The following is a 19,924-nucleotide window of genomic DNA, read 5'->3' on the forward strand; positions in this document are numbered from 1 at the left end:
CCTCTCTTGCACGAGAGGATTTTTTTCTTTCTTCATAAGTTTCCTCAACTTTTCCATATCCCTGCCGCATTTTGACGAGATGGTGAAGTGTATGATAATGTGTGTTGTGAATCAAGGATATTACGAAAGGATGGATGACTAGATGAAGAAATCCTTACTGGCTATCTTCACGATTGTGCTCTCAATCGGACTCTTGATCGGCTGTAGTTCCAATAACGAGTCTACCTCTCCGGAAAATACAAATAATCAACCGACTCAAGAACAGCCGAAAGAAAAGGACAAGACCCCGGCTCAGCCGGCGCCTCCGGGAAAATATAAGGAATACCCAGCCATGTCGATCGACACGAACAAGAAGTATACTGCAAAAGTATCGACCTCTTTGGGAGATTTTACGGTGGAGTTGTTTGCCAAAGACGCTCCCAAAACAGTCAACAACTTTGTTTTCCTGGCGAAGGACAAGTTCTACGACAACCTGACCTTCCACCGCGTGATCAAAGACTTCATGATCCAGACCGGCGACCCGAAAGGCGATGGAACCGGCGGCCCTGGGTACAACTTTGAGGATGAACTCAACAACGGCCACAAATATGAAGAAGGCATCGTCGCGATGGCCAATGTCGGCCCCAACACAAACGGCAGCCAATTCTTCATCGGATCAGGGAAGGATGTCGAGGGACTGAACAACTCGCCTAACTACACCATCTTTGGCAAGGTCGTAAGCGGCATGGATGTAGTCCACAAAATCGCCGCCGTCAAAGTAAAAGCAAACCCGCTCATCAACGAGCAAAGCGTACCGGAGCAACCCGTTACCATCAAAACCATTACGATCGAAGAAAAATAATGCATCGAAGCCGTCGGTTAAAACCGGAGCCGTCGGTTAAAACCGGCGGCTTTTCTTTTGAAACTTTTACCAATCCCGAGCGTCTATTTCTTTTGAGGTGTACATGGATGAAGAAAAAGACAATCTTTGCAGCCAGTGCCATCTGGCTTGTCATGTGGGTTCTGAGTATCGCTTGGTACGAGCACAAAACCCTCAGTGAACTGTATATACTGCGCCACTACGAGCGCCTGCCCCTCTTCAATGAAGGATATGTATGGAATCTATCCTTCGTCAAAAATACGAATGACCCCCGAGAGGTGCGAAGCATTGTTGTACCCGGTTTTCCTTCGGCGATCCGCGCCTCCGGCGGTGACGGCAATTATCATCTAGACAATTATGTGAGCTATCGCGGAGTTCAATTTATCATTCCAAACGAATCCGACATTCCTAAGAAAATAACAGAGCTGGAGGTCACTTTTTCGGATGGCTCCTCGCAGATGGTCGACATCGGTGAGCTTTATCTGGATGAAGAGCGGGAAGGAGAGCCTTCAACAGTATTAAGCGGTTATCACAGCAGAGGCTCGGAAAATGAGGGCAGCGCCACTTCCCGATTTGCAAAAGATGCACTGCTTACAAATGTAACCTTCCTGCCCGCCGCCGTATCCGCAAAAGATTTGGAAGTTTCGATCAATGACTCCCTGTGGGAAAAGGGCAAGACACTCTCTTTCTCGAAAGGGGAGCCGCTCAAGGTTTCTTATCGCGTAGTATCTGAGGACGGTGTGAGCTTCGCCGGAACGATACATCTGCACTTCCGAACTTCTGATGGCACTGAATTCGTAGAGGAAGTGCCATTCCGCGCCAGAAGCGATCGCGATCAACTACTCCAAGCCATCCGGAAAGGAAGATAACCCGTCGTGTATCGAAAAGCGTATTTGCAAATATGGTGGGGCTTGCTTTTTCTCTTGATATCCTTCCGTGTGCAAGGGATTGATCTGTTGCCTGACTTCATCGGTTACGTGCTGCTCTTTCTCGGATTCCGAGCCTTGGTCTCGCTACATCTCCGCTTCCGTACGGCCATGTTTATGACGGTCCTGTCCGTCATTTATCGGGTAGCCTTGACAGTCATTCTCCCCGGGAGCGAAGAGGGAAAACCGATACTTTCTTATCCCTTGACACCTTTTCTCGAAAGCATTCAAACCATATTTCATTTCCTGATAATCTACACCATGTACCAGGCGATCTGTTCCGTCGCCAAAATGCAAGGCTCCCTCGACTTTGCCCAGAAGCTCGAAGGGGCTCAAAAAATACTGTTATATGCGTTTCTGGCAGTGGCGTTTACCTCGCCGCTCCTCCCCCATTCGGTCGACGGAATAGTTGCGCTTCTCTTTATCCCGCAGCTGATTTTTATCTTCTGCTGTTTGTATTCCCTCATCTTGGTCCGGCTTGCAGCACGCCAATCAGCAATTAGTAAATAGTTCTATGGAACCAATCTCCTATTGAACCACTTCCAATCCACAGGTAAACTGGCACATGACCTGATTCGCTTCCGCGACACACGAGCAAAAAGCGAAAAGGAGTGGTTTTGATCGTGATGACACGAGAAGCGCGAATGCGCTTTTTCTTCTTTCTAAACAGCTTTGTTTTATTGTTGCTTTGTTTGTTTGTCACCCCGACGAACGCAACTGCCCCCCAGATTATCAAGTGGGGACCCTCTCTGCCGTTGAAGGGTGACATGCAGCCAGCGAAAGCCGAGGTGGCGGACAAGCAATCTTCACGGAATGGTTCAAAACCTCGCATTGCAAAAGAAGAACGCACATCCGTTCGAGCGAGTCGAGACGATCAGCGGATCGCTATTCGAAACGGAAAAGCAAGAATCTCGAAACGAGATATGGAACTGTTAGCCCGGTTGGTTTACGCGGAAGGCCGGGGAGAACCGTATGAGGGACAAGTGGCCATCGCCGCGGTCGTGTTGAATCGGGTAGAGTCTCCTCAATTCCCAAACACGGTTCGAGAGGTCATTTTTGCCCGCAATGCATTCTCGCCCGTACAAAACGGCCGTTTATCACAAAAAACGAATGAGACGGCGAGAAAGGCTGTGAGCGATGCGGTCAACGGACGGGATCCTTCTGGGGGAGCTCTTTACTTTTTCAATCCAAAAACGGCAACGTCGGATTGGATCTGGTCCAGAACGCCAACGCTCCGTATCAAGAATCATGTGTTTGCCCGATAAGGCCGGACATCAGATTTGTGAATTAAATTTAATATTACTTTATTTTTATTTTATCAACAGTTAACCTTTTTCTGTTACATTTCTATACGTAAGCACTTTTTCAACGCATTGAGAAAAGTTCACGATTTCTCACAGTACGCATGATTAGGTCTCTTGATTATCTAGTTATGCCTACTGTGAAAATGCCGGATGAAGATCGTTGCTTTGGGTGAGAGCAAAGCAGCTTCTTTTGGGCCAATCGACATTTTTCTCAATCGCCCCCAAAACTTGGCATTCCCCTTGGGAGTGCTGTTTTTTTTTGCAAAAAAAGAGGGTTCTGTCTAGAACCCGTAAACGGACATCCCTCCATCAACTGCAATTGTCTGGCCGGATATGTATGCAGCAGCATCGGAAGCAAGGAAAATCGCCGGCCCGACCAAATCCTCTGCATTTCCGATCCGTCCGCTCGGAGTACGGCTCAGCACTTCCTGCAGAAATGCTGGATCATCCAGGAGCTTTTCTGTAAGCGGAGTCCGAAAATACCAGGGAGCGATCGCATTTATGTTGACGCCGTACTTGCTCCATTCCAAGGCAAGAACCCTTGTCATATGAATTACCCCGGATTTGCTCGCACCGTAGGCTACTCCCGTCCGCAAGGCGACCAGCCCCGCTACCGAGGCAATATTGACAATGCGTCCGTACCTCTGCTCACACATGATTCTGCCTGCGGCCTGGCACATGCGAAATGTGCTTTTCAGATTAAGATCAACGACCTTGTCCCAGTCCTCCGTTGATACGTCTAGCGCTTGTTTGCGGATGTTCATGCCGGCGTTGTTGATCAAGATGTCCCAGCGACCCCATTTTTCCATCACCGAAGCAGCTACTATCTCCGGAGCCGCGTCCTCTGTCAGGTCTGCCTGGATCGCAAAAGCTGTACCACCCATCTGTTGGATCTCCCGTACCACTTCGCGGATATCCGTCTCTGTGCGAGCTACGCAAGCCACCTTCGCCCCTGCTTCGGCCAATCCCAGCGCCAACGCTTTGCCAATGCCTCTGCCTGCTCCGGTTACGACCGCCGTTTTTCCTGTTACATCAAATCGGTTCAAGTTCCTCATCCTCCTCTTCGTGCTGAATTTTGCTGACTTTATCCTCTATACCTGGTCTTTCTATCCTATAAGTGCTTTGCCGACCTCGTTTAGCATTCGCCGTACATAGTCAATTCCCCTGTTTCCTGTTACAATGGAAGGCATGGAAAGGAGGTCGTCGGCGTGCGATTGTTAAGTCAAATGACCTTGGCTGAGCTGCAGGAAGAGATGGAGCGTCTGCGCCTCTTGATCGAAGAAAATAAGCAACTCGGCGACTCGTCGCAATTGGCCATCTATCGCCAAAAGTTTTTTATGGCCAAATCGTATTACATCGGGACCGATGAATTTCGGATCGGCGGAACCTATCGCGTCCATGAGCACGATCAACCATTTACGATTGAGTATTTCAATGGCGTGTTTGCCTGGGGGAAATTTCCCGATTCACCCGAGGCTGTCGGTTTCCCTGTCGGAATGCTGGAGTTGTGGGTATAGCTGGTGTATGTATGAAAGCCGGTCTTGGCAGATACAAGACCGGCTTTTCTCATGAAAAGATTGCCACGACTCCGCTTTACTCGGGTATAATAGGGGCAAAAAGAAAGAGAGTATTTGTAAACATGGACATTATTAATCTGATGCTGCTAGCCCTGCTTGCCATGGGCATTCTCGGAAATAACTCCGCTGTCTCCATCGCCGTCGCTGTATTGCTTCTGGTCAGGCTGCTCCATGTTGAGAAGGCCTTTCCCTTCCTGGAACAGTATGGCTTACAGATCGGCATCATCGTGTTGACCATCGGCGTCTTGGCGCCACTGGCAAGCGGAAAGATCAGCCCGCAGACCATCCTCTCTATTTTCACCCACTGGCAGTCGATTGTCGCCGTTTTTGTCGGGATATTCGTTGCCTATTTGGGAGGCAGAGGAGTCACCCTGATGACAGCAAATCCATTGGTCGTGACCGGCATTCTGCTAGGTACGATCATTGGCGTGACGTTTTTTCGCGGTGTACCGGTCGGTCCACTTATCGCGGCGGGTATGCTCGCCTTCATTTTGCAATTCTTCCCCAAGTAATCTTACTCCCATCTTCCTTTGACACGCAGCCCATAGGCGACAATTTGCTCAGGGGTTACCAGTCGGAACCCCTGCTGCTCCCGATAATCGACAACGAGCGAATCACTCCCGATGTAATCCACTGTCTCTGCGTCCAACAGGAAGGTTACACCTGCTTCTTCGGTTATCTGGTCACTTGGGGCGGGGTCATCCCAAAACAAGCCATATTCGACGGTCATCCCGCAGCCTCCCACCAATTCTCCATTGATCCGTACTGCTTGCCCCCTCTCTGCGGCCATAGGACGCAGAATCGCGATTGCTGTCTGTGTTGCTGTTATCTTCATCTGTGCTCACCACTCCCGGGTTCGGCTTTGTTGTTGATGCATCATCTCTTCCATAATAGCATACAATGGTTGAAAGGCTTTTTGGAGGAGACGATCGTTTATGAACATCTACGAGCAAGACGGCATGTTTATCGCAGAAATGGAATACCAATCAGAGCGTATCATTACGTTTGGGAAAACATGGGAAGAGGCCAAAGAAAATCTATTGGTGCGTCTTCTCGTACTGGAAATGATAGGATAAAAAGCGGGTCACCACGGCGGCCTGCTTTTTTACTGGAACGGTGGATGAAACACAACCGACAGACTGATATCAGAAAGGCAGATCTGGATGAAACCAATTCTTACAGAAGAGCGCGGGCTGGTGGCAGAGATCAGGCGCGCAACGAATGAAGCCAATCGGAACAACCTCACTCGCACCAAGGCGTACCTTGATTTTTTTCAGAAGCATCCTGAGGTGCATTGGGCATTGCTAGCCCATCTTGTCTCTCGCAATGGCGGGTGGAATATGACCGATCTGAAAGGAGAGTGGCTCCCCCGTCTCATGGACGCAAGTGAGGTGGAGCGGACGTTTTGGTTTCTCGAACGCTGCAACTGGCTTATTTTCCACGATGCCTACGCCCAGCTGCTGCTTTACGAAAAAATGAAAGACGCGAATGAAGACTTGACTCTTTTCCTGCCGGATCTGGGTGTTTCACGCTTTATGCAGCCGATTTGGCAAGACTTTCTACACAAACGCGACAGCCAGCTTTTGACCCGTGCGCTGATCGTCAATGAACAGCAGTACATTGAGCAAAGAGTAGTGGACAAGCCCTTTGCGCAGAAGCACATTTTCTTTAGCCCGGCTTTCTTTGCCCAGTCAGTCCTCTCTTTGAATCAGGTACTCTTTCCTTACAAGGAGCACCCGACCGATCGCAGACTCCGCATTTGCGGCATGACCGTTCAACGCTTTCCTTCCCTGGAGCAGCGCATCGCTACGGGCAAAGCCTTGTACCAACTGCTCTTTGACAATCCTGTCCGCCTGGCAAAAATATACGAATGGGCGCAGCGGATTCCCCATTCCGGTTCGCGTGCCGACTACTGGCCCCATCTCTTTTCGCCGCGGCCGCATGCAGTGGATGCGCATGTCGCATACACCCCGCGAATGGAAGGCACGGAGCTTCGTCCCGGCACTCACAAGCTGTACAGTCCGACACTGACTGCCGCTTGGCCTGATCAGGAGCATCCGCCTGCAGACGGGGTAGACTGGTATCGCGACGACAAATGGCATGCGGAGTTGGATGAGCGGTCTGATCTGCCTACCATTGACGAGGAGAAATACATCCGTTCCCTGCATATGATTGAGTGGGGCGTCAGATTTGTCACTGCTTTTAGCCCATAGAAAAGGCGGGAGGCTGTGTTTGATGCAAGCGGCTGTACGTTTACAGAAGCAATACATACTGGACTGTCAATTGCCGTCTGGCACCTTTCTACTGGGGCCTGATCGAAAACAGGTCAACCCTTACTTCACGAATCTCGCCTTGATCCCCCTGATCAGACTGGGTGAATGTAAAAACGTGCAGAGCCATGCAGATTGGTATTTGCGGAACAGGAATGAACACGGCTATGTAAATGACTTCCTCGTTCGCGGCGAACGCCTGGAAGACACGGGCACGGCAGACAGCGAGGACAGCTACCACGCCACATGGTTCAGTCTGGTGGCAGAATTGATGCGGTACGAAGGCGACAGGGAATGGTTGAGAGATCGTGAGCAGGAATGCTTGGAACTCCTGGAGGGAATCGCCCGTTTGCAACAGAAGGACGGTTTGACGTGGGCGAAGAGCTCTTATCGGGTAAAATACCTGATGGATAACTGCGAGGTCGCAAAGGGGCTGGAGGATGCCGCATTTCTGTTCTCCCTGCTCGAAAACCATGCAGCCTGCAGAGAAGCAAAGCTCCGGGCAGAGGCCTGCCGGCAGGGAATCCTCCGGATGTACAGTCCGCTGCGAAAATCGTTTGCGGTCTTCAACCGCAGCTTCCCCAATTGGCGCAAATGGTACCCGGATGCCACTTCACAGGCGTTTCCCATTATGTACGGCATTGCTCCGCCAGAGATCGCGCATTCGCTGTATCAGCGTATCACAAGCTCCTTTCCACAGTTCGAACGGTTCCAGACGGACGATCCTTACCCGTGGATGGCGATGGGTGTCTGCGCGTTGCGGATGGGCGATTACGCGCGGGTAACCCGCATGCTCGATACCGCCCAAGCCTTGTACATCGAAGGGCCTCGCCGTCCCTACTGGCTCATCCATGAAGCTGGCCGCTTCATGGAGCTTGCGCTGGAGACGGGAGATGTCCGCTTCTAGGCGAGAGAATAGCCACGAGGAGGCCGAGGCTCCAAACGGCCTTAGCTCTTGGCTCCGGGTCCGGCCCCTTTCTTCTTTTCATGCGTGACGACAACGATCGGAATAAGCTCCCCAGCTTCCCAGACGAACGGAAGCGGCGAGATCGGCATCGAGCTCTTGGATGCAAAGTCATAGGTGAGTCTGGACAGCAGTTCAGCCCCCGAGTCGCCATGCAAATCACCGAAGACCAGTACATCCGGGTGGGGAATGGCGACACCCAGAACATCTCCTGTCCGAGACGCTTCCATCTCTTCGATGAGCGAGGGCAGCAGTATTCTGCTTGCCGCATACCCGTCCGCAGCCGCAATAAAGGTGATTGTGTTTGGCCCTACTTTTTGCTGCTTTTTCGGGATCGGCAGTTGTTGCAGATTGCTGATGGCATGCCGATGCAGCTCTTCCGCTGTCCAACCGGCACTGACGAGCATTTCCTGTTCGATCAGGCGATAGCCTTTTGCATCGTCCAAAGCGTACAGGATCGACGTTTGTTCCGTATGCGTGCGATGGACCCAGCGCTCCGGGTTTTTCTTCACAAACGAGGAATGCCTCAGGACGGGATATATATGGCTTTCCGCACCTTTCAAGGTCATCGGCTTCAAATGTCCCTGAACAATGGCGAGCACACGCCTGGCGAACGCCTGCGTCAGTTCGGCAGCTTCCTGCGGAGTCTTTTCAGCTCGGACAAAAAGCGGCGTTAACGGCAGCCCAGCGATCAATTGCTTGCCTGATTCAGTTTCCACGATACGGATTTCTCCATCCCCTCCCACACAGGAAAGACCTGCCGGAAGCTGTCTGTTCAACAATTCCACCGTCTTTTGCATGAGAGATTGTCGATTGGTGTTTTCCATGACCTATCCACCCGTTTCTTTTTGAAAGTATACTCCTGTTGGCCGCAAGCGAGCCTCCGTTTCACCTGCTGTTGCCGAGCTTTAGTCCCATGGCGGGGTGTCGTCGGGAGGGGGTTGCCGATTTGTTGGGATACCTTGAGCGGGTTTGCCGGGTCCGGCATCCGCGTCATTCCATGGCGGCTTCTCGGAAACAGTTGGCGCATACGACTGGGCGTAGCCTGGGCCAGGCTGGCGACTCTCCAACTCTCGAACAATTTCATGAAGATCCTTCGGCTTTAAAAACTCGACGGGAGACACCCCTCTTTCGAACTGCAAAAAGTCCCCATCCAGCAAAATGACGTATCGGCCGTTCACTTTGGCGATATGAAAATTGTTCCCGTAATCAGCAAGCAGCGCTTTTACCTGCATGTGGTCCAGCTTGCACTTCAGCTCAATTTCCGGCTGCCTGTCGGTAAGAATTTGGGCGGCTTCCATCACCGTCTCATGGTCCCATTTTTCCGCCAGTTCGCGCTTCGGGCTTGCAGCAATCAGCTCGATCTCTTCCTCCGCCCGCTGCCGCTCTTCAGAAGCCTCGGGGTAGACGAGCTCGATATGCTGCCGGGCCAGCGTGAGCACTTCCTCCGAAATCAGTTGCGTCACCGTCTGCGGGTACTCCACAAAGCGCAAAAATTCCTCAAAATAGCGAGCATGGGAGAACTGGTGTATTTTGACGTGATACGGGTCGTTCATGCCGGTTTCAATCATATTCGGATACATCAAGGACTTCATGTTTTTGGCATTAATAGCCATTTGCACATTGGAAATGAGACTGTGTTCATCGGTAATTACCGCTGTTTTCTGTTCAAAATCGCACTTGAGGATGAAGACGAACGGCTCGTCCAAGGTCTCCAACCGGGTCCGCACCACGATCAGGACCCCGCCTCTCACTTGCGATGTACGCAGATACGATTGCACCAGCTCCTGCGATGGCTGCTTGCTCTCTCCTACGGTGACGGCCTGGAGCAAACGATTCAGCAGGGCATAGTTGGGGTTCGCCTCCAGCGGATGGCCCTCTTCGATCACAAACCGGCCCAGTTTGGTCGGGCTTGCTTCACTCTTCGGATTCATCTCTGCCTTTCGCTTGGCGATGCGGGCAAACTCGCCATCCAGAAACTCCCGCAGCTCACTCTTCTCATATTCATCTCCAGACAAATGGCGGGTCATCCGTACCTGCTTGTTCCCGCTCTCTTCCTCCGGCTGTTCGATGAGATAAAATGAAAGCCAATCGATTACAAAATTCATACGCTTCCGCTCCTGTCTGACAAGTAACAGAACTGATTATAACAAATGGCGGAAGAAACGGTCAGCCTTTTTCGGAGCATGAAAGGCGCTTCCTTTTCAAATGGACCCGCTGCCGCTTATGGTATGATGGTTTCAGGAGGAGGATCTATTCATGTGGAAACGACTGGTCGCTTGGTGGAATGAAACCGTTCGAGACAAGCCCTATCCGATCGGGACTCGCATCGGGAAGTACACTGTCGATCGCGTACTCGGAATGGGCAGCTACGGGATCGCGTACCTTGCCTGTGATGAAGTGACAAGTGAGCCGATCGTCCTCAAACAGGTAAAGCCTAGCCTGCGCCATAGCCCAAAAGGAGAAGCCATGCAAGCATACGAGCAGCGTATTCTCCAGGCTCTTTGCCACCCGCAAATGCCCCGTTTTATGGAACGGTTTCATTTTCGGGGTGATTCCTTTTTGGCGATGTCATATATAGAAGGACCGACGCTGGAAGAACTGCTGTTTGACGAGCAAGCTGTCCTCGGCGAGTACGAGGCGGCCCGATTCATGCTCCGGGTCGGCGAACTTGTCTCCTATCTGCACAAGCAAGGGATCATTCATAGAGACGTGCGAATACCGAATGTGATCTGGCAAAAGGGGACCCCTTACCTGATCGACTTTGGTCTGGCGCGCTTTTACGGAGATTCGCCAACCTACATCGCAGATGACATGAGCAGCTATCCGGAGGAAAAACAGTTGAAACGCCGTGTTGAACCTGCAAGCGACCTTTACGCCCTCGGGCACTTCTTTCTGTTTCTGCTTTACACCGGGTATACGCCGCCCGAGAACCAGCCAGAGCGAAGCTGGGAAGAAGAGCTGACACTTCAGCCGGAGGTCTCCTCGATGATCAGGCGACTCCTGCACATCGATCAAGGCTATGCCGATGTGGACGAATGGCTGCATGAGCTGAAAGCCTTTATCCGCAACCAGAAGATGAAAAAGAGCAGTATACCCTCGTCATAGCTTGGGGTATCTGCTCTTTTTGCATTACTTGCGGATTGGCTCCTGCTTGGCATTCTCCATTTTTTGCTTGAGTTCCCCCGCTTCACGACGCAAGGTCTGACGCTCATGCTTCGAGAGCTCTTCTCCGCCGGCGGGACCATTGACCAGCAAATCTTCCTCATACAACCGATCTTTGCGCATGGGAACCTCCTGTGGACAAAAGAATGGTGAACCCACTCCTACTTTGTTTCAAAACGCCGCTTCTTATGTACCGGACGTCTTTCGTTTGAGACTTCCCTGGCCTGTTCGGGGTCGAGCAATTGCCCGTGAGACATGACCTTTTCCATGATGGCAAGCCCGGTTTGCTTTGAAAATTTCCGGAGAATAAACAGTTCCTGGGGTGTGCTGATGGAAAAGACGAGTCCAGCCCTGCCCATTCGCCCTGTTCGTCCGCTGCGGTGCACGTATGTATCGGAGTCTGGGGCTGGATCAAAGTGAACGACGCACTCCACTTGCGGTATATCCAGGCCCCGTGCCGCGACGTCTGTCGTGATCAAGACCGGATACACGCCTTCGCGGAACTGCTGCAAGGCCCTGGCCCTCTCTTCTTTACTCGTGTCGCGGTGCAGGAAACGGCACGGCAGGTGATGGTATTCCAGCTTGGAGACAATCTCCTCTACCTTGTCGATCTGATTGACAAAGACGATAGCCGCCCGAACATTTGCCAACCGCAGGAGACGCCGCAGGGTATCCACCTTTTTCCGCGGTTCGCTGACAAGATACATGTGAACGACGCCAATGGCATTCTCCGGCCCCGATGCCCTGATCAAAGCAGGATCGTTTGCCATTTCGGACGCTAGTTCGATAACCGCGTCAGGGAGTGTCGCAGAGAAAAAGAGCCGCTGGGTATCCCGCATCACCCGGCGCATCACTTCCTGCACGGATCGAAGGAAGCCGCTATCCAGCAAGCGATCTGCCTCATCGACGACGACTGCTTTGACTTCATGCACCTTTACCTTGCGACTTTCCAAAAGTTCAACCAGTCGACCGGGGGTGGCAGCTACGACTGCGGGGCGTTTCTTCAGCCGCTCCAATTGGCGCTTTACGTCCACTCCTCCGATGATTGCCGCTGCCGACATGTTTTTCTTGGCAAGCAAGCCTTCCGCGACCTTCGTTATTTGCATGACGAGCTCGTGCGTAGGTGCCAAAACGAGCAGTTGTATGTCTTTGGACTCGGTATCCAGACGATCGATCAGCGGGAGCAGGTAAGCAAGCGTCTTTCCCGTTCCGGTAGGTGATTCAACCAATGCATTTCGGCCGCTCTGAATGAGAGGAATCGCTTCCTCCTGTACAGGCGTCGGCCGCTCTATTTTTTGCTCTCGCAAAGCATCCATCAATGGTGCGCTTAATGTAAAATCTGCAAACGTGGTGCTCACAAAAACCCTCCTGGCATTGACTTTATCGTGCTTGGGTAAGCTTACCACATTTTGCGCCTGTGCGAAACAGCGCGGTTTCTGCACTCGCCCAAGCCAACCTTGCCATTGCCGGGCAGTATCATTGTCCTGGGCAACTCCTCATCTTTTCAACACCGTCTTTACTGTGAAAAAAGCGAAATCCGCCTGGAGGATTTCGCTCATCGGTCACCGATTGTTCGAGTCAAGACGGGTCTCCCGCTTTTCCATCTTGTCATGCCGATCCTTCTCCGTCCGTTGATTATGGGTTCCCGGGGGATTTTCCCGATACGCCTCCACCTCGTTTTGAAACTCTTCATCATAGCCGCGCATCACTATCACCTCCTGCGGTTATTTTGTCCGGATGTTGCTTTTCTGTTTCACGAAACTTTTTTACGCTCCGTTCGTCAATCTATTACAGAGAACTTATTACATTTTATAGGAAGGGTCACCATGCAAACTTTATCACGCACTCGTACGAGAAAAAGACGCCAACGACGAAACCGCCCCTGGCGGCTATTGAAACGCCTTCTATTTATGGGCACGATGACCGCCGCTACCTTTATGCTTCTCGGAGCTACATTTCTGTTCGCTACCGACACGGGAGAGGAGCTTCGGGAATGGGCCGCAGGCACGCTGCTGACGACTCAGCACGATTACTGGGCGCCTTATACATTTTTGCCGGAGGAGAAGCTGGAGGCTCTCAAACAGCAAATCCGCAATCCCGTCGTCATTAACTCGGCAGACGAAACCACGAACACGCCAAAGGATGAGCCGGTGGATGAACCAGCTGCTGTAGCGATTCCGGAAGTAAAAAAGGAATTGATTGAAATCGAGGAAATCGACGAAAAGCGCAGCAATTATTACTTTAAAGGAAAGATCATGTATATCAGCGATCCGAAACGCGTTCAACTGCTCGTCTCCAATCGGAAGGATCGCGGCGAGCTGCTCGATGAATTTGTCAAAAAGCACAACGCTCTGGGAATTGTAAATGCGAGCGGCTTCTCCGATCCCGATGGTTACGGAAATGGCGTCAAAGCGTTTGGACTTTTGATTAAGGATGGAAAGATTTTGCAGAACTACAACGCAAAAGGCGGGGAAACAGCGCTTGGGATCACTTTTGACGGGAAGCTGATCACAGGGAACTACACAGCCCAACAGCTAGTGGACATGGGCGTGAAAGACGCCATGAGCTTCCGTCCGCAGCTCATCGTCAATGGAAAAAATCTGTTCGCGGACAAGCCGGCAAAAAGCTGGGGGATTCAGCCGAGGACAGCCATTGGTCAGAAGGAAGACGGAACGATCGTGTTTGTCGTCATTGACGGACGCCAGCCTGGACATTCAATCGGCGCCAGCATGAACGATATCGCCGAATTGCTGACTGAGCGCGGAGTGGTTACCGCGATGGCGATGGACGGAGGCTCGAGCTCGATGATGCTGCATAATAACGAAGCGATCACGAAAACGTCCTGCCCGTATTACCGCGGCCGCTATCTGCCTAATGCCTGGGCAGTTATATAGGAGGTTTGGCTTGTACTATCACTTTAGCGAAGACCCGTCGATCATCTGCTTTCATCCGCGACCGCATCCATCCCATCCGTCTCTGGCACCGGTAGTCTGGGCGATCGACCAGGAGAAATCCCCGCTGTACTTTTTCCCGCGGGACTGTCCCCAGATCGGGTTTGGCCGTTCGGCAAAGACCACGCCTGAGGATGCCGCCCGGTTTATGGGATACTCGGATGCTTCCATGATCATCGCTGCAGAGTCAGCATGGTATCAAAGAATCAAAGAAGCAAAGCTGTACAAGTATACGTTCCCTCCCACCCCCTTTGTTTGCTGGGATCATGGGGCCGGCTATTATGTTTGCCACGAGACAGTTACGCCTCTATCCGTGGAGCCAATGGGCGATCTGCTGGACTGCCTGACTCAAGCAAACGTGGAGCTTCGTCTCACTCCTTCTTTGAAGCCCTTGCACGATTCCCTGCTCGATTCCACGATGCAGTTTTCCATGATCCGTCTGCGAAATGCCCGGCTGTAATGACCGGATTCAAAAATATCCGCAAACAGAAAACAGGCAGCCCGTCAAAATGGCTGCCTGTTTGTTATTACAATTTGATCGGTTTTTTGGCCTGATCGAGACTCCACTCTTCCACGTTCCAGACCTGTGTCACCCAGTCCTCGTAAAATTCGGGCTCGTGGCAGACGAGCAATACAGTCCCTTTGAACTCTTTTAAAGCTCGCTTCAACTCTTCCTTGGCCACAACGTCCAGATGGTTCGTCGGCTCGTCGAAAACCAGCCAGTTGGCCTCTCTCTGCAGCAGCTTGCACAGCCGCACCTTCGCCTGTTCACCGCCAGATAAAGCTGTCAGCGAACGATTGATGTGCTCGTTTTTCAGACCGCAGCGAGCAAGTGCCCCCCGTACTTCGTGGTTGTTCATGTGTGGAAACTCATTCCAGACATCATCCAGAGCAGTGACTGGCTTCGGCTTTACCTCCTGCTCGAAGTAAGCCGGGAACAAAAAGTCCCCGCGATCCAGCTTACCGCCCAATGGCGGGATCATCCCCAGCATTGTTTTTAACAACGTCGATTTTCCCACACCGTTCATACCGACGACTGCTACCTTTTCCCCGCGTTCGAGGCTGACCGTAAGCTTGGGCAGGAGGGGATGGGTATAGCCGATCGCCAAATCCTCTGCCGTAAAGACAAAGCGGCTGCTTGCACGGGCTTCCTTGAAAATGAAGGTTGGTTTTGCCGCAGTTTCCGGTTTGTCGATCCGCTCAATTTTTTCCAGCTGCTTTTGGCGGCTTTTCGCCCGTCCGGATGTAGAGGCACGAGCTTTGTTGCGGGCGATGAAATCTTCCATTTTGGAAATTTCTTCTCTTTGCTTTTCGTAGGCGTCAAAGTGCTGGGAGCGCTTCATTTCGGACTGAGCCAAAAAAGACTCGTAATTCCCGGTATACCGGTTCAATTTGGTGAACTCCAGGTGGTAAATCACATTGACGACTTCATTCATGAACGAGGTGTCATGGGAAATCAGGATAAAGGCGTACGGATACTCTTTGAGGTACCCTTTCAGCCAGGTGATATGCTCTTCATCCAGGTAGTTGGTCGGCTCGTCGAGCAAAAGCACGCTTGGCTTTTCAAGCAGAAGCTTGGCCAAAAGCACCTTTGTCCGCTGACCCCCAGAGAGCGCGGAAACATCGCGGTCCAGACCGATGGCAGTCAAACCGAGCGCATTCGCGATCTCCTCCACCTTGGCATCGATCAGATAAAAGCCGCTGTTCTCCAGACGGTCCTGGATTTCTCCCATGCGCTCCAACAGCTCTTCCAGCTCTTCAGGAGTCGCTTCTGCCATTTTCTCGCCAATCGCCAGCATTTCGGCTTCTTCTTGCAGCAAAGGCAAGAAAGCATCCTTCAAAACATCGCGGATCGTTTTGCCCGCCTGCAATTTTGTATGCTGGTCCAAGTACCCGTATTGAACCTTCGGCATCCATTCGATTTTCCCTTGATCAGGAATCAACTGCTTGGTCAAAATCCCCATCATCGTGGACTTGCCCGTACCGTTGGCACCGACCAATCCGACCCGATCATTGGGCTGCAGCCGAAAATTGACATCGCGGAACAGTACGCGATCCGCAAAGCCATGTGATAAATTTTCAACGATCAAAACACTCATAAAGATCCTCCTGCAATATTCTTACGTCAAAAGGAGACGTTCTCAAAGAATTTCGGCTGATAACGCAATTCGTAGCTGGACCCTGTTAAAACTTGCTCATCGAGACGGCGGCGAAGTTCGTTTAACGAAATCTTTTCCATCGCCGTGTTCAAAATAACGGCACGGGCCATTTGCCTGAGCAGCTTGACTTCGTCAGCCAGCGAATCCCCATGCTCTTTTCCGCTGTGGACGATCTCGGAGCGATGGTTGTAGGAGCTCTTGACAAATTGTGCGATCTTTTCCCGCTTCTCGGGCGTGTCTCCGTAATAATACGCCATGCGGAAACGAAGCTTGTAGGTAATCTCCCCTTTTTTCCCGTCAGGGGCAAAGAGGGATTCCAGCGAGATCCAGAGATCGAGCAATTGGTCTTCCAGGCTCTTCTTTTCTAATGACAGGGAATAACGTCTGAGCGCCAATGACGGCAGCGTGATTCCCTCCTCCATAAGCGCGAGGAAAATTTTCTGTGCTTCTTCGTCAAACAAGTATTTATCTCCATCAAGCGATCGCTTGAGGTACGTAATGCCGTACACAGGAAATTTTGCTGTAATGATGTATGGGATCGAGCAGATTCCCCCGGTGGATGCCAGATTCAGCTTGTTTTCAATCTCTTCAATCCAAGTCCGTTCATCCGAATACTTTAATTCGTGCGTTTCCGCAGGATATTCCGCCAGCAAAAAGATACTCGTCAAGTCGACTTTTCGATCGAACAAGTAGCGGCTTTCGTCCATCACGTTGCGAAGATACCGCGAAGCGACATTATACGGCTTTTCGGCACCAGAAACAAGATGAAATGATTTGGGAAGCTCGATGTGCAGCGGTTTCGTTGTAGTGGTATTAAAAATTGGGGCAATCAATGTCGGCATACAGTCATCTCCTTTCCTGCGTGAAAGCCCAAAAATCGAGTGAAATATCTAATCATACCATAACATATTCGATGACAACACGGTGCTTTTCGCAAATATGCAAGTATTTCCGAGATTGCCTTTTCACTGCCAACATGCTTGTACACAGACTTCCCTTTAGAATACCAGTATTTCCTATGGTTCGTCACTATTTGATTGCGGCATTCTAAAAAAGGAAGGAGTGGATACGATGGAAAAAGAGCATATGCTGGATGAAAATCCGCACCAAACCTACAATAACACCTACGAGCCGATGGAACAAACGGGCAGGCCGATGCCAGGCTCCAAAAAAGTAAAACAAGAAAACCATTCGCGTCAAATCAAGACACGGGAAGGATAGGGCTAGCCCCTTCCTGTTTTTTACAGTGCAAAGATTGAATTGTCCCACAAGGATGAACTATGATGATAACAGTATCCTTGTTGGAGGTCTACAATAATGATTTCAGTCCCTCTTTCGGGCGGCAGCCCTCTTCATCCTACCGTTACTTACAGCGTTTCTCCCCTATTTGAGGCAGCCGCCAGCCTTCACAGCTTGGCCCACACAACGCAGACAAAGGAGCATTCCGACTGGGCAGAGGAACTTCTGTCTGGCTTTGATTCAGAAGGGATCTTGAAAGAATGGGAGTACTTTGCTCCCATCTTTCGCGAGACAATTCCGGATGTTTTGGATCCTGTCCAGACTAAAGAGGTCATGTTAGTAGAAGACCTGTACGACTACTTTGTTCAGATGCCAATAACATCTTTTACAGAAAGTTTTTTAACACCTGAGGATGGCAGAGAAATGGGCGATGCTCCTCCTGCAATCTATCAGGATGCAAGACAGGATGCCGAATTCGTAAAAGGTCGGTTCTCTTTATTTCTTTCAACGTATTGGCTGCTGTTTTTTGAGGAAAAATGGGAAAAAATCGCTCCGTTGTTTGTGAATGAAGCCGAGAACATTTACGAGGCAATACGCACGCCAGAAGGCTGTATGGCCTTTTTGCAAAAAGTTGCTCCGCTTTTTACATATCGTGAAGAAGAGCAAAAACTGATCTGTGACGATGGAACGACAGAAAACGTCCAGGCAGATCAGCTGATTTTGTGTCCAAGCTATTTTTACGATCAGGTTCGCCTCGTAAAAGAAGGATTATCCACATACCTCATCTATCCGATGAAGAAATGGAAAACGCCCCGTTAAGGGCGTTTTCCGTCTTGAATCATGTGCGCAACGATTAATTTATCCAGTTTTTGACTAATTTTTACGATTTCCGGGTCGAGAAAATTGTAGCCAGCGTTCTTGGCTGCTTGTTCCAACTGCCGGCGAACATCATCAATCATCTTTTGCGTAATCTCCATGGTGTCTACCCCCACCCGACTCGTTCTCCCACTATTTTACATTATTTGATAAACGGTGGAAAGGGGAAATGCTGAAAAAAACCCCGCATCATTTCAGGATGCAGGGTTTCCATAAACGAATTTACTTCATCACATGAATGGGGCGACCCAAAGCCAGCTCCGCTGCTTCCATCGTCACTTCACCCAAAGTTGGATGCGCGTGAATGGTCAGCTCGATATCTTCGAGCGTCGCACCCATTTCAATCGCAAGACCGATCTCCGCAATGATGTTGGAAGCCTCTGGTCCGACGATTTGCGCCCCGAGTACCAGGTTGGTCTCCTTGTCGGCGATCAGCTTGACGAAGCCTTCACCCGCATTGACCGAAAGCGCGCGGCCATTGGCAGCAAACGGGAAGCGTCCAGATACGTACTCGATGCCTTTTTCCTTCGCTTCACGCTCGCTGATCCCTACGCTTGCGATCTCAGGGTCGCTGAATACGACAGCCGGGATTGCTTTGTAGTCGACCTCTGCCGGGTGTCCAGCAATTGCTTCGGCAGCCACTTTTCCTTCATAAGAAGCCTTGTGGGCCAGGGCTGGTCCTTCAACGATGTCCCCGATCGCGTAGACATTCGGGATGCTGGTTTGACCTTGCTTGTCTACGACAATATAACCGCGGTCAGTCAGTTTCATGCCGATATCGCGTACGCCGAGCTCGTCGGTGTTCGGACGACGGCCAACTGTCACGAGGATATATTCAGCTTCGACTTGCTTTTGTTCGCCTTTTACCTCAGCCGTAACGACAACGCCGTCTTCCTTCTCTTCCATTCCTTGTGCCAGCGCTTTTGTATGAATCTCCACGCCCAGCTTTTTCAGCTTGCGGTCAACGAGGCGGGTCATTTCCGCTTCGAAGCCCGGAAGGATTTGATCAGAACCTTCCAGGATGGTTACCTTCGTGCCGAATTTGGCAAACACGGTACCCAGCTCCACGCCGATGTAGCCACCGCCGATTACGACCATGCTCTTTGGAATTTCCGTCAGTGCAAGTGCTTCCGTCGAAGACAGCACACGCTTGCCGTACGGGAAAGCCGGCAACTCGATCGGACGGGAGCCGGTCGCGATGATGCAGTGGTTGAAACGGTAGCGGTTTACATCGTAGCCATGGAATACCCGGACTTCGTTCTCGCTCACAAACAGAGCTTCGCCGGGGATTACCTGGATTTTGTTGCCTTTAAACAGTTTGCCGACGCCACCAGTCAACTGGTTGACGATGCCTTTTTTCCACTCCTGAACTTTGGCAAAGTCTACCTTTACGTTTTCCATGGTAATGCCCATGGCATCTGTATGTTGAGCATGCTCATACGTATGAGCTGCATGGATCATGGCCTTGGACGGGATGCAGCCGACGTTCAGACATACGCCACCGAGCTCGGCTTTCTCTACGACAGCCACGGTTTTGCCCAGCTGGGCAGCGCGAATGGCTGCCACATAACCGCCGGGACCGGCACCGATGACGAGAACGTCTACCTCTGTTGTAAATTCTCCTACTACCATCG

General features: G+C 51.2%; 25 protein-coding genes. 14 read left to right on the top strand and 11 right to left on the bottom strand.

From position 1 onward, the window contains the following. The first annotated feature begins 142 nt into the window (after nucleotides 1–142). From NSQ24_RS14980 to NSQ24_RS14995, 4 genes are all read left to right on the top strand, one after another. The gene (locus NSQ24_RS14980; protein WP_003385687.1) at nucleotides 143–841 is read left to right on the top strand and encodes a peptidylprolyl isomerase; all 699 of its coding nucleotides are present in this window, start codon (nucleotides 143–145) and stop codon (nucleotides 839–841) included. 107 nt (nucleotides 842–948) lie between these two features. After that, the gene (locus NSQ24_RS14985; protein ID WP_003385688.1) at nucleotides 949–1,728 is read left to right on the top strand and encodes a hypothetical protein; all 780 of its coding nucleotides are present in this window, start codon (nucleotides 949–951) and stop codon (nucleotides 1,726–1,728) included. Between the two features lie 6 nt (nucleotides 1,729–1,734). Then, nucleotides 1,735–2,295: a hypothetical protein gene (locus NSQ24_RS14990; RefSeq protein ID WP_003385689.1), complete on the top strand. Its 561-nt coding sequence runs from the start codon at nucleotides 1,735–1,737 to the stop codon at nucleotides 2,293–2,295. 116 nt (nucleotides 2,296–2,411) lie between these two features. Continuing rightward, complete coding sequence (locus NSQ24_RS14995; protein WP_227277632.1) at nucleotides 2,412–3,050, top strand: cell wall hydrolase; 639 nt, start codon at nucleotides 2,412–2,414, stop codon at nucleotides 3,048–3,050. Nucleotides 3,051–3,370: 320 nt separating this feature from the next. Here the strand turns inward: NSQ24_RS14995 and NSQ24_RS15000 are convergent, their stop codons facing one another. Then, the gene (locus tag NSQ24_RS15000; protein ID WP_122958330.1) at nucleotides 3,371–4,135 is read right to left on the bottom strand and encodes a glucose 1-dehydrogenase; all 765 of its coding nucleotides are present in this window, start codon (nucleotides 4,133–4,135) and stop codon (nucleotides 3,371–3,373) included. A gap of 162 nt (nucleotides 4,136–4,297) precedes the next feature. Here NSQ24_RS15000 and NSQ24_RS15005 point away from each other — a divergent pair, with 162 nt between their 5' ends. Then, the gene (locus tag NSQ24_RS15005) at nucleotides 4,298–4,606 is read left to right on the top strand and encodes a YfhH family protein (protein WP_024984089.1); all 309 of its coding nucleotides are present in this window, start codon (nucleotides 4,298–4,300) and stop codon (nucleotides 4,604–4,606) included. 122 nt (nucleotides 4,607–4,728) lie between these two features. Next, nucleotides 4,729–5,178, top strand: coding sequence for a DUF441 domain-containing protein (locus NSQ24_RS15010; protein ID WP_024984090.1), 450 nt, complete (start codon nucleotides 4,729–4,731; stop codon nucleotides 5,176–5,178). A 2-nt stretch (nucleotides 5,179–5,180) separates the two neighbouring features. On the opposite strand, the gene NSQ24_RS15015 is transcribed toward NSQ24_RS15010, so the two are convergent. Then, nucleotides 5,181–5,501 carry an iron-sulfur cluster biosynthesis family protein gene (locus NSQ24_RS15015; RefSeq protein WP_003385694.1) on the bottom strand — a complete coding sequence of 107 codons (321 nt, stop codon included), beginning with the start codon at nucleotides 5,499–5,501 and terminating at the stop codon, nucleotides 5,181–5,183. 100 nt (nucleotides 5,502–5,601) lie between these two features. Between NSQ24_RS15015 and NSQ24_RS15020 the strand changes: the two genes are divergently transcribed. From NSQ24_RS15020 to NSQ24_RS15030, 3 genes are all read left to right on the top strand, one after another. Next, a complete protein-coding gene (locus tag NSQ24_RS15020) occupies nucleotides 5,602–5,742 on the top strand; it encodes a hypothetical protein (protein WP_171506011.1) in 141 nt (46 codons plus the stop codon). 87 nt (nucleotides 5,743–5,829) lie between these two features. Further along, complete coding sequence (locus tag NSQ24_RS15025; RefSeq protein WP_122958331.1) at nucleotides 5,830–6,879, top strand: DUF2515 family protein; 1,050 nt, start codon at nucleotides 5,830–5,832, stop codon at nucleotides 6,877–6,879. 22 nt (nucleotides 6,880–6,901) lie between these two features. After that, entirely contained in the window at nucleotides 6,902–7,843 is a 942-nt protein-coding gene (locus NSQ24_RS15030; RefSeq protein ID WP_003385699.1) for a hypothetical protein, read from the top strand. A 41-nt stretch (nucleotides 7,844–7,884) separates the two neighbouring features. Here NSQ24_RS15030 and NSQ24_RS15035 read toward each other — a convergent pair whose 3' ends face one another. Both NSQ24_RS15035 and NSQ24_RS15040 read right to left on the bottom strand, forming a co-directional pair. Continuing rightward, nucleotides 7,885–8,727, bottom strand: a complete 843-nt coding sequence (locus tag NSQ24_RS15035; protein WP_227277617.1) for a DUF1444 family protein — start codon at nucleotides 8,725–8,727, stop codon at nucleotides 7,885–7,887. A gap of 81 nt (nucleotides 8,728–8,808) precedes the next feature. Further along, nucleotides 8,809–10,008: a DUF3900 domain-containing protein gene (locus NSQ24_RS15040; protein WP_171506009.1), complete on the bottom strand. Its 1,200-nt coding sequence runs from the start codon at nucleotides 10,006–10,008 to the stop codon at nucleotides 8,809–8,811. Between the two features lie 151 nt (nucleotides 10,009–10,159). Here NSQ24_RS15040 and NSQ24_RS15045 point away from each other — a divergent pair, with 151 nt between their 5' ends. Beyond that, nucleotides 10,160–11,008, top strand: coding sequence for a protein kinase (locus NSQ24_RS15045; RefSeq protein ID WP_339166134.1), 849 nt, complete (start codon nucleotides 10,160–10,162; stop codon nucleotides 11,006–11,008). A gap of 24 nt (nucleotides 11,009–11,032) precedes the next feature. Here NSQ24_RS15045 and NSQ24_RS15050 read toward each other — a convergent pair whose 3' ends face one another. The 3 genes from NSQ24_RS15050 to NSQ24_RS15060 all read right to left on the bottom strand — a co-directional run bounded on the left by NSQ24_RS15050 (nucleotide 11,033) and on the right by NSQ24_RS15060 (nucleotide 12,771). Next, nucleotides 11,033–11,188: a hypothetical protein gene (locus NSQ24_RS15050; protein WP_003385706.1), complete on the bottom strand. Its 156-nt coding sequence runs from the start codon at nucleotides 11,186–11,188 to the stop codon at nucleotides 11,033–11,035. Between the two features lie 38 nt (nucleotides 11,189–11,226). After that, nucleotides 11,227–12,423 (bottom strand): DEAD/DEAH box helicase, encoded by a 1,197-nt coding sequence (locus NSQ24_RS15055; RefSeq protein ID WP_339166136.1) that lies wholly within the window; start codon nucleotides 12,421–12,423, stop codon nucleotides 11,227–11,229. Nucleotides 12,424–12,627: 204 nt separating this feature from the next. Further along, the gene (locus NSQ24_RS15060; protein ID WP_003385710.1) at nucleotides 12,628–12,771 is read right to left on the bottom strand and encodes a hypothetical protein; all 144 of its coding nucleotides are present in this window, start codon (nucleotides 12,769–12,771) and stop codon (nucleotides 12,628–12,630) included. 120 nt (nucleotides 12,772–12,891) lie between these two features. On the opposite strand from NSQ24_RS15060, the gene NSQ24_RS15065 reads away from it, so the two are divergent. Beyond that, nucleotides 12,892–13,959 (top strand): phosphodiester glycosidase family protein, encoded by a 1,068-nt coding sequence (locus NSQ24_RS15065; RefSeq protein WP_171506006.1) that lies wholly within the window; start codon nucleotides 12,892–12,894, stop codon nucleotides 13,957–13,959. 10 nt (nucleotides 13,960–13,969) lie between these two features. Beyond that, nucleotides 13,970–14,476, top strand: coding sequence for a DUF6886 family protein (locus NSQ24_RS15070; RefSeq protein ID WP_339166139.1), 507 nt, complete (start codon nucleotides 13,970–13,972; stop codon nucleotides 14,474–14,476). Between the two features lie 67 nt (nucleotides 14,477–14,543). Here the strand turns inward: NSQ24_RS15070 and NSQ24_RS15075 are convergent, their stop codons facing one another. Together NSQ24_RS15075 and NSQ24_RS15080 are read right to left on the bottom strand one after the other, a co-directional pair. Then, nucleotides 14,544–16,115, bottom strand: coding sequence for an ABC-F family ATP-binding cassette domain-containing protein (locus NSQ24_RS15075; protein ID WP_003385713.1), 1,572 nt, complete (start codon nucleotides 16,113–16,115; stop codon nucleotides 14,544–14,546). Between the two features lie 26 nt (nucleotides 16,116–16,141). Next, nucleotides 16,142–17,017: a HEPN domain-containing protein gene (locus NSQ24_RS15080; protein ID WP_003385714.1), complete on the bottom strand. Its 876-nt coding sequence runs from the start codon at nucleotides 17,015–17,017 to the stop codon at nucleotides 16,142–16,144. Nucleotides 17,018–17,246: 229 nt separating this feature from the next. On the opposite strand from NSQ24_RS15080, the gene NSQ24_RS15085 reads away from it, so the two are divergent. Then, nucleotides 17,247–17,396 (top strand): small acid-soluble spore protein P, encoded by a 150-nt coding sequence (locus NSQ24_RS15085; protein ID WP_003385715.1) that lies wholly within the window; start codon nucleotides 17,247–17,249, stop codon nucleotides 17,394–17,396. Between the two features lie 96 nt (nucleotides 17,397–17,492). Then, on the top strand, nucleotides 17,493–18,233 hold the full coding sequence (locus NSQ24_RS15090) for a hypothetical protein (RefSeq protein ID WP_339166142.1): 741 nt from the start codon (nucleotides 17,493–17,495) through the stop codon (nucleotides 18,231–18,233). Here NSQ24_RS15090 and NSQ24_RS15095 read toward each other — a convergent pair. Together NSQ24_RS15095 and lpdA are read right to left on the bottom strand one after the other, a co-directional pair. Further along, nucleotides 18,230–18,391, bottom strand: a complete 162-nt coding sequence (locus tag NSQ24_RS15095) for an aspartyl-phosphate phosphatase Spo0E family protein (protein WP_024984100.1) — start codon at nucleotides 18,389–18,391, stop codon at nucleotides 18,230–18,232. The genes NSQ24_RS15090 and NSQ24_RS15095 overlap by 4 nt on opposite strands. Before the next feature lie 121 nt (nucleotides 18,392–18,512). After that, nucleotides 18,513–19,922, bottom strand: coding sequence for a dihydrolipoyl dehydrogenase (gene lpdA / locus NSQ24_RS15100; RefSeq protein ID WP_003385718.1), 1,410 nt, complete (start codon nucleotides 19,920–19,922; stop codon nucleotides 18,513–18,515). Between the last annotated feature and the right edge of the window lie 2 nt (nucleotides 19,923–19,924).

This window comes from Brevibacillus sp. FSL L8-0520 (assembly GCF_037963895.1).
Lineage (GTDB): Bacteria > Bacillota > Bacilli > Brevibacillales > Brevibacillaceae > Brevibacillus > Brevibacillus borstelensis.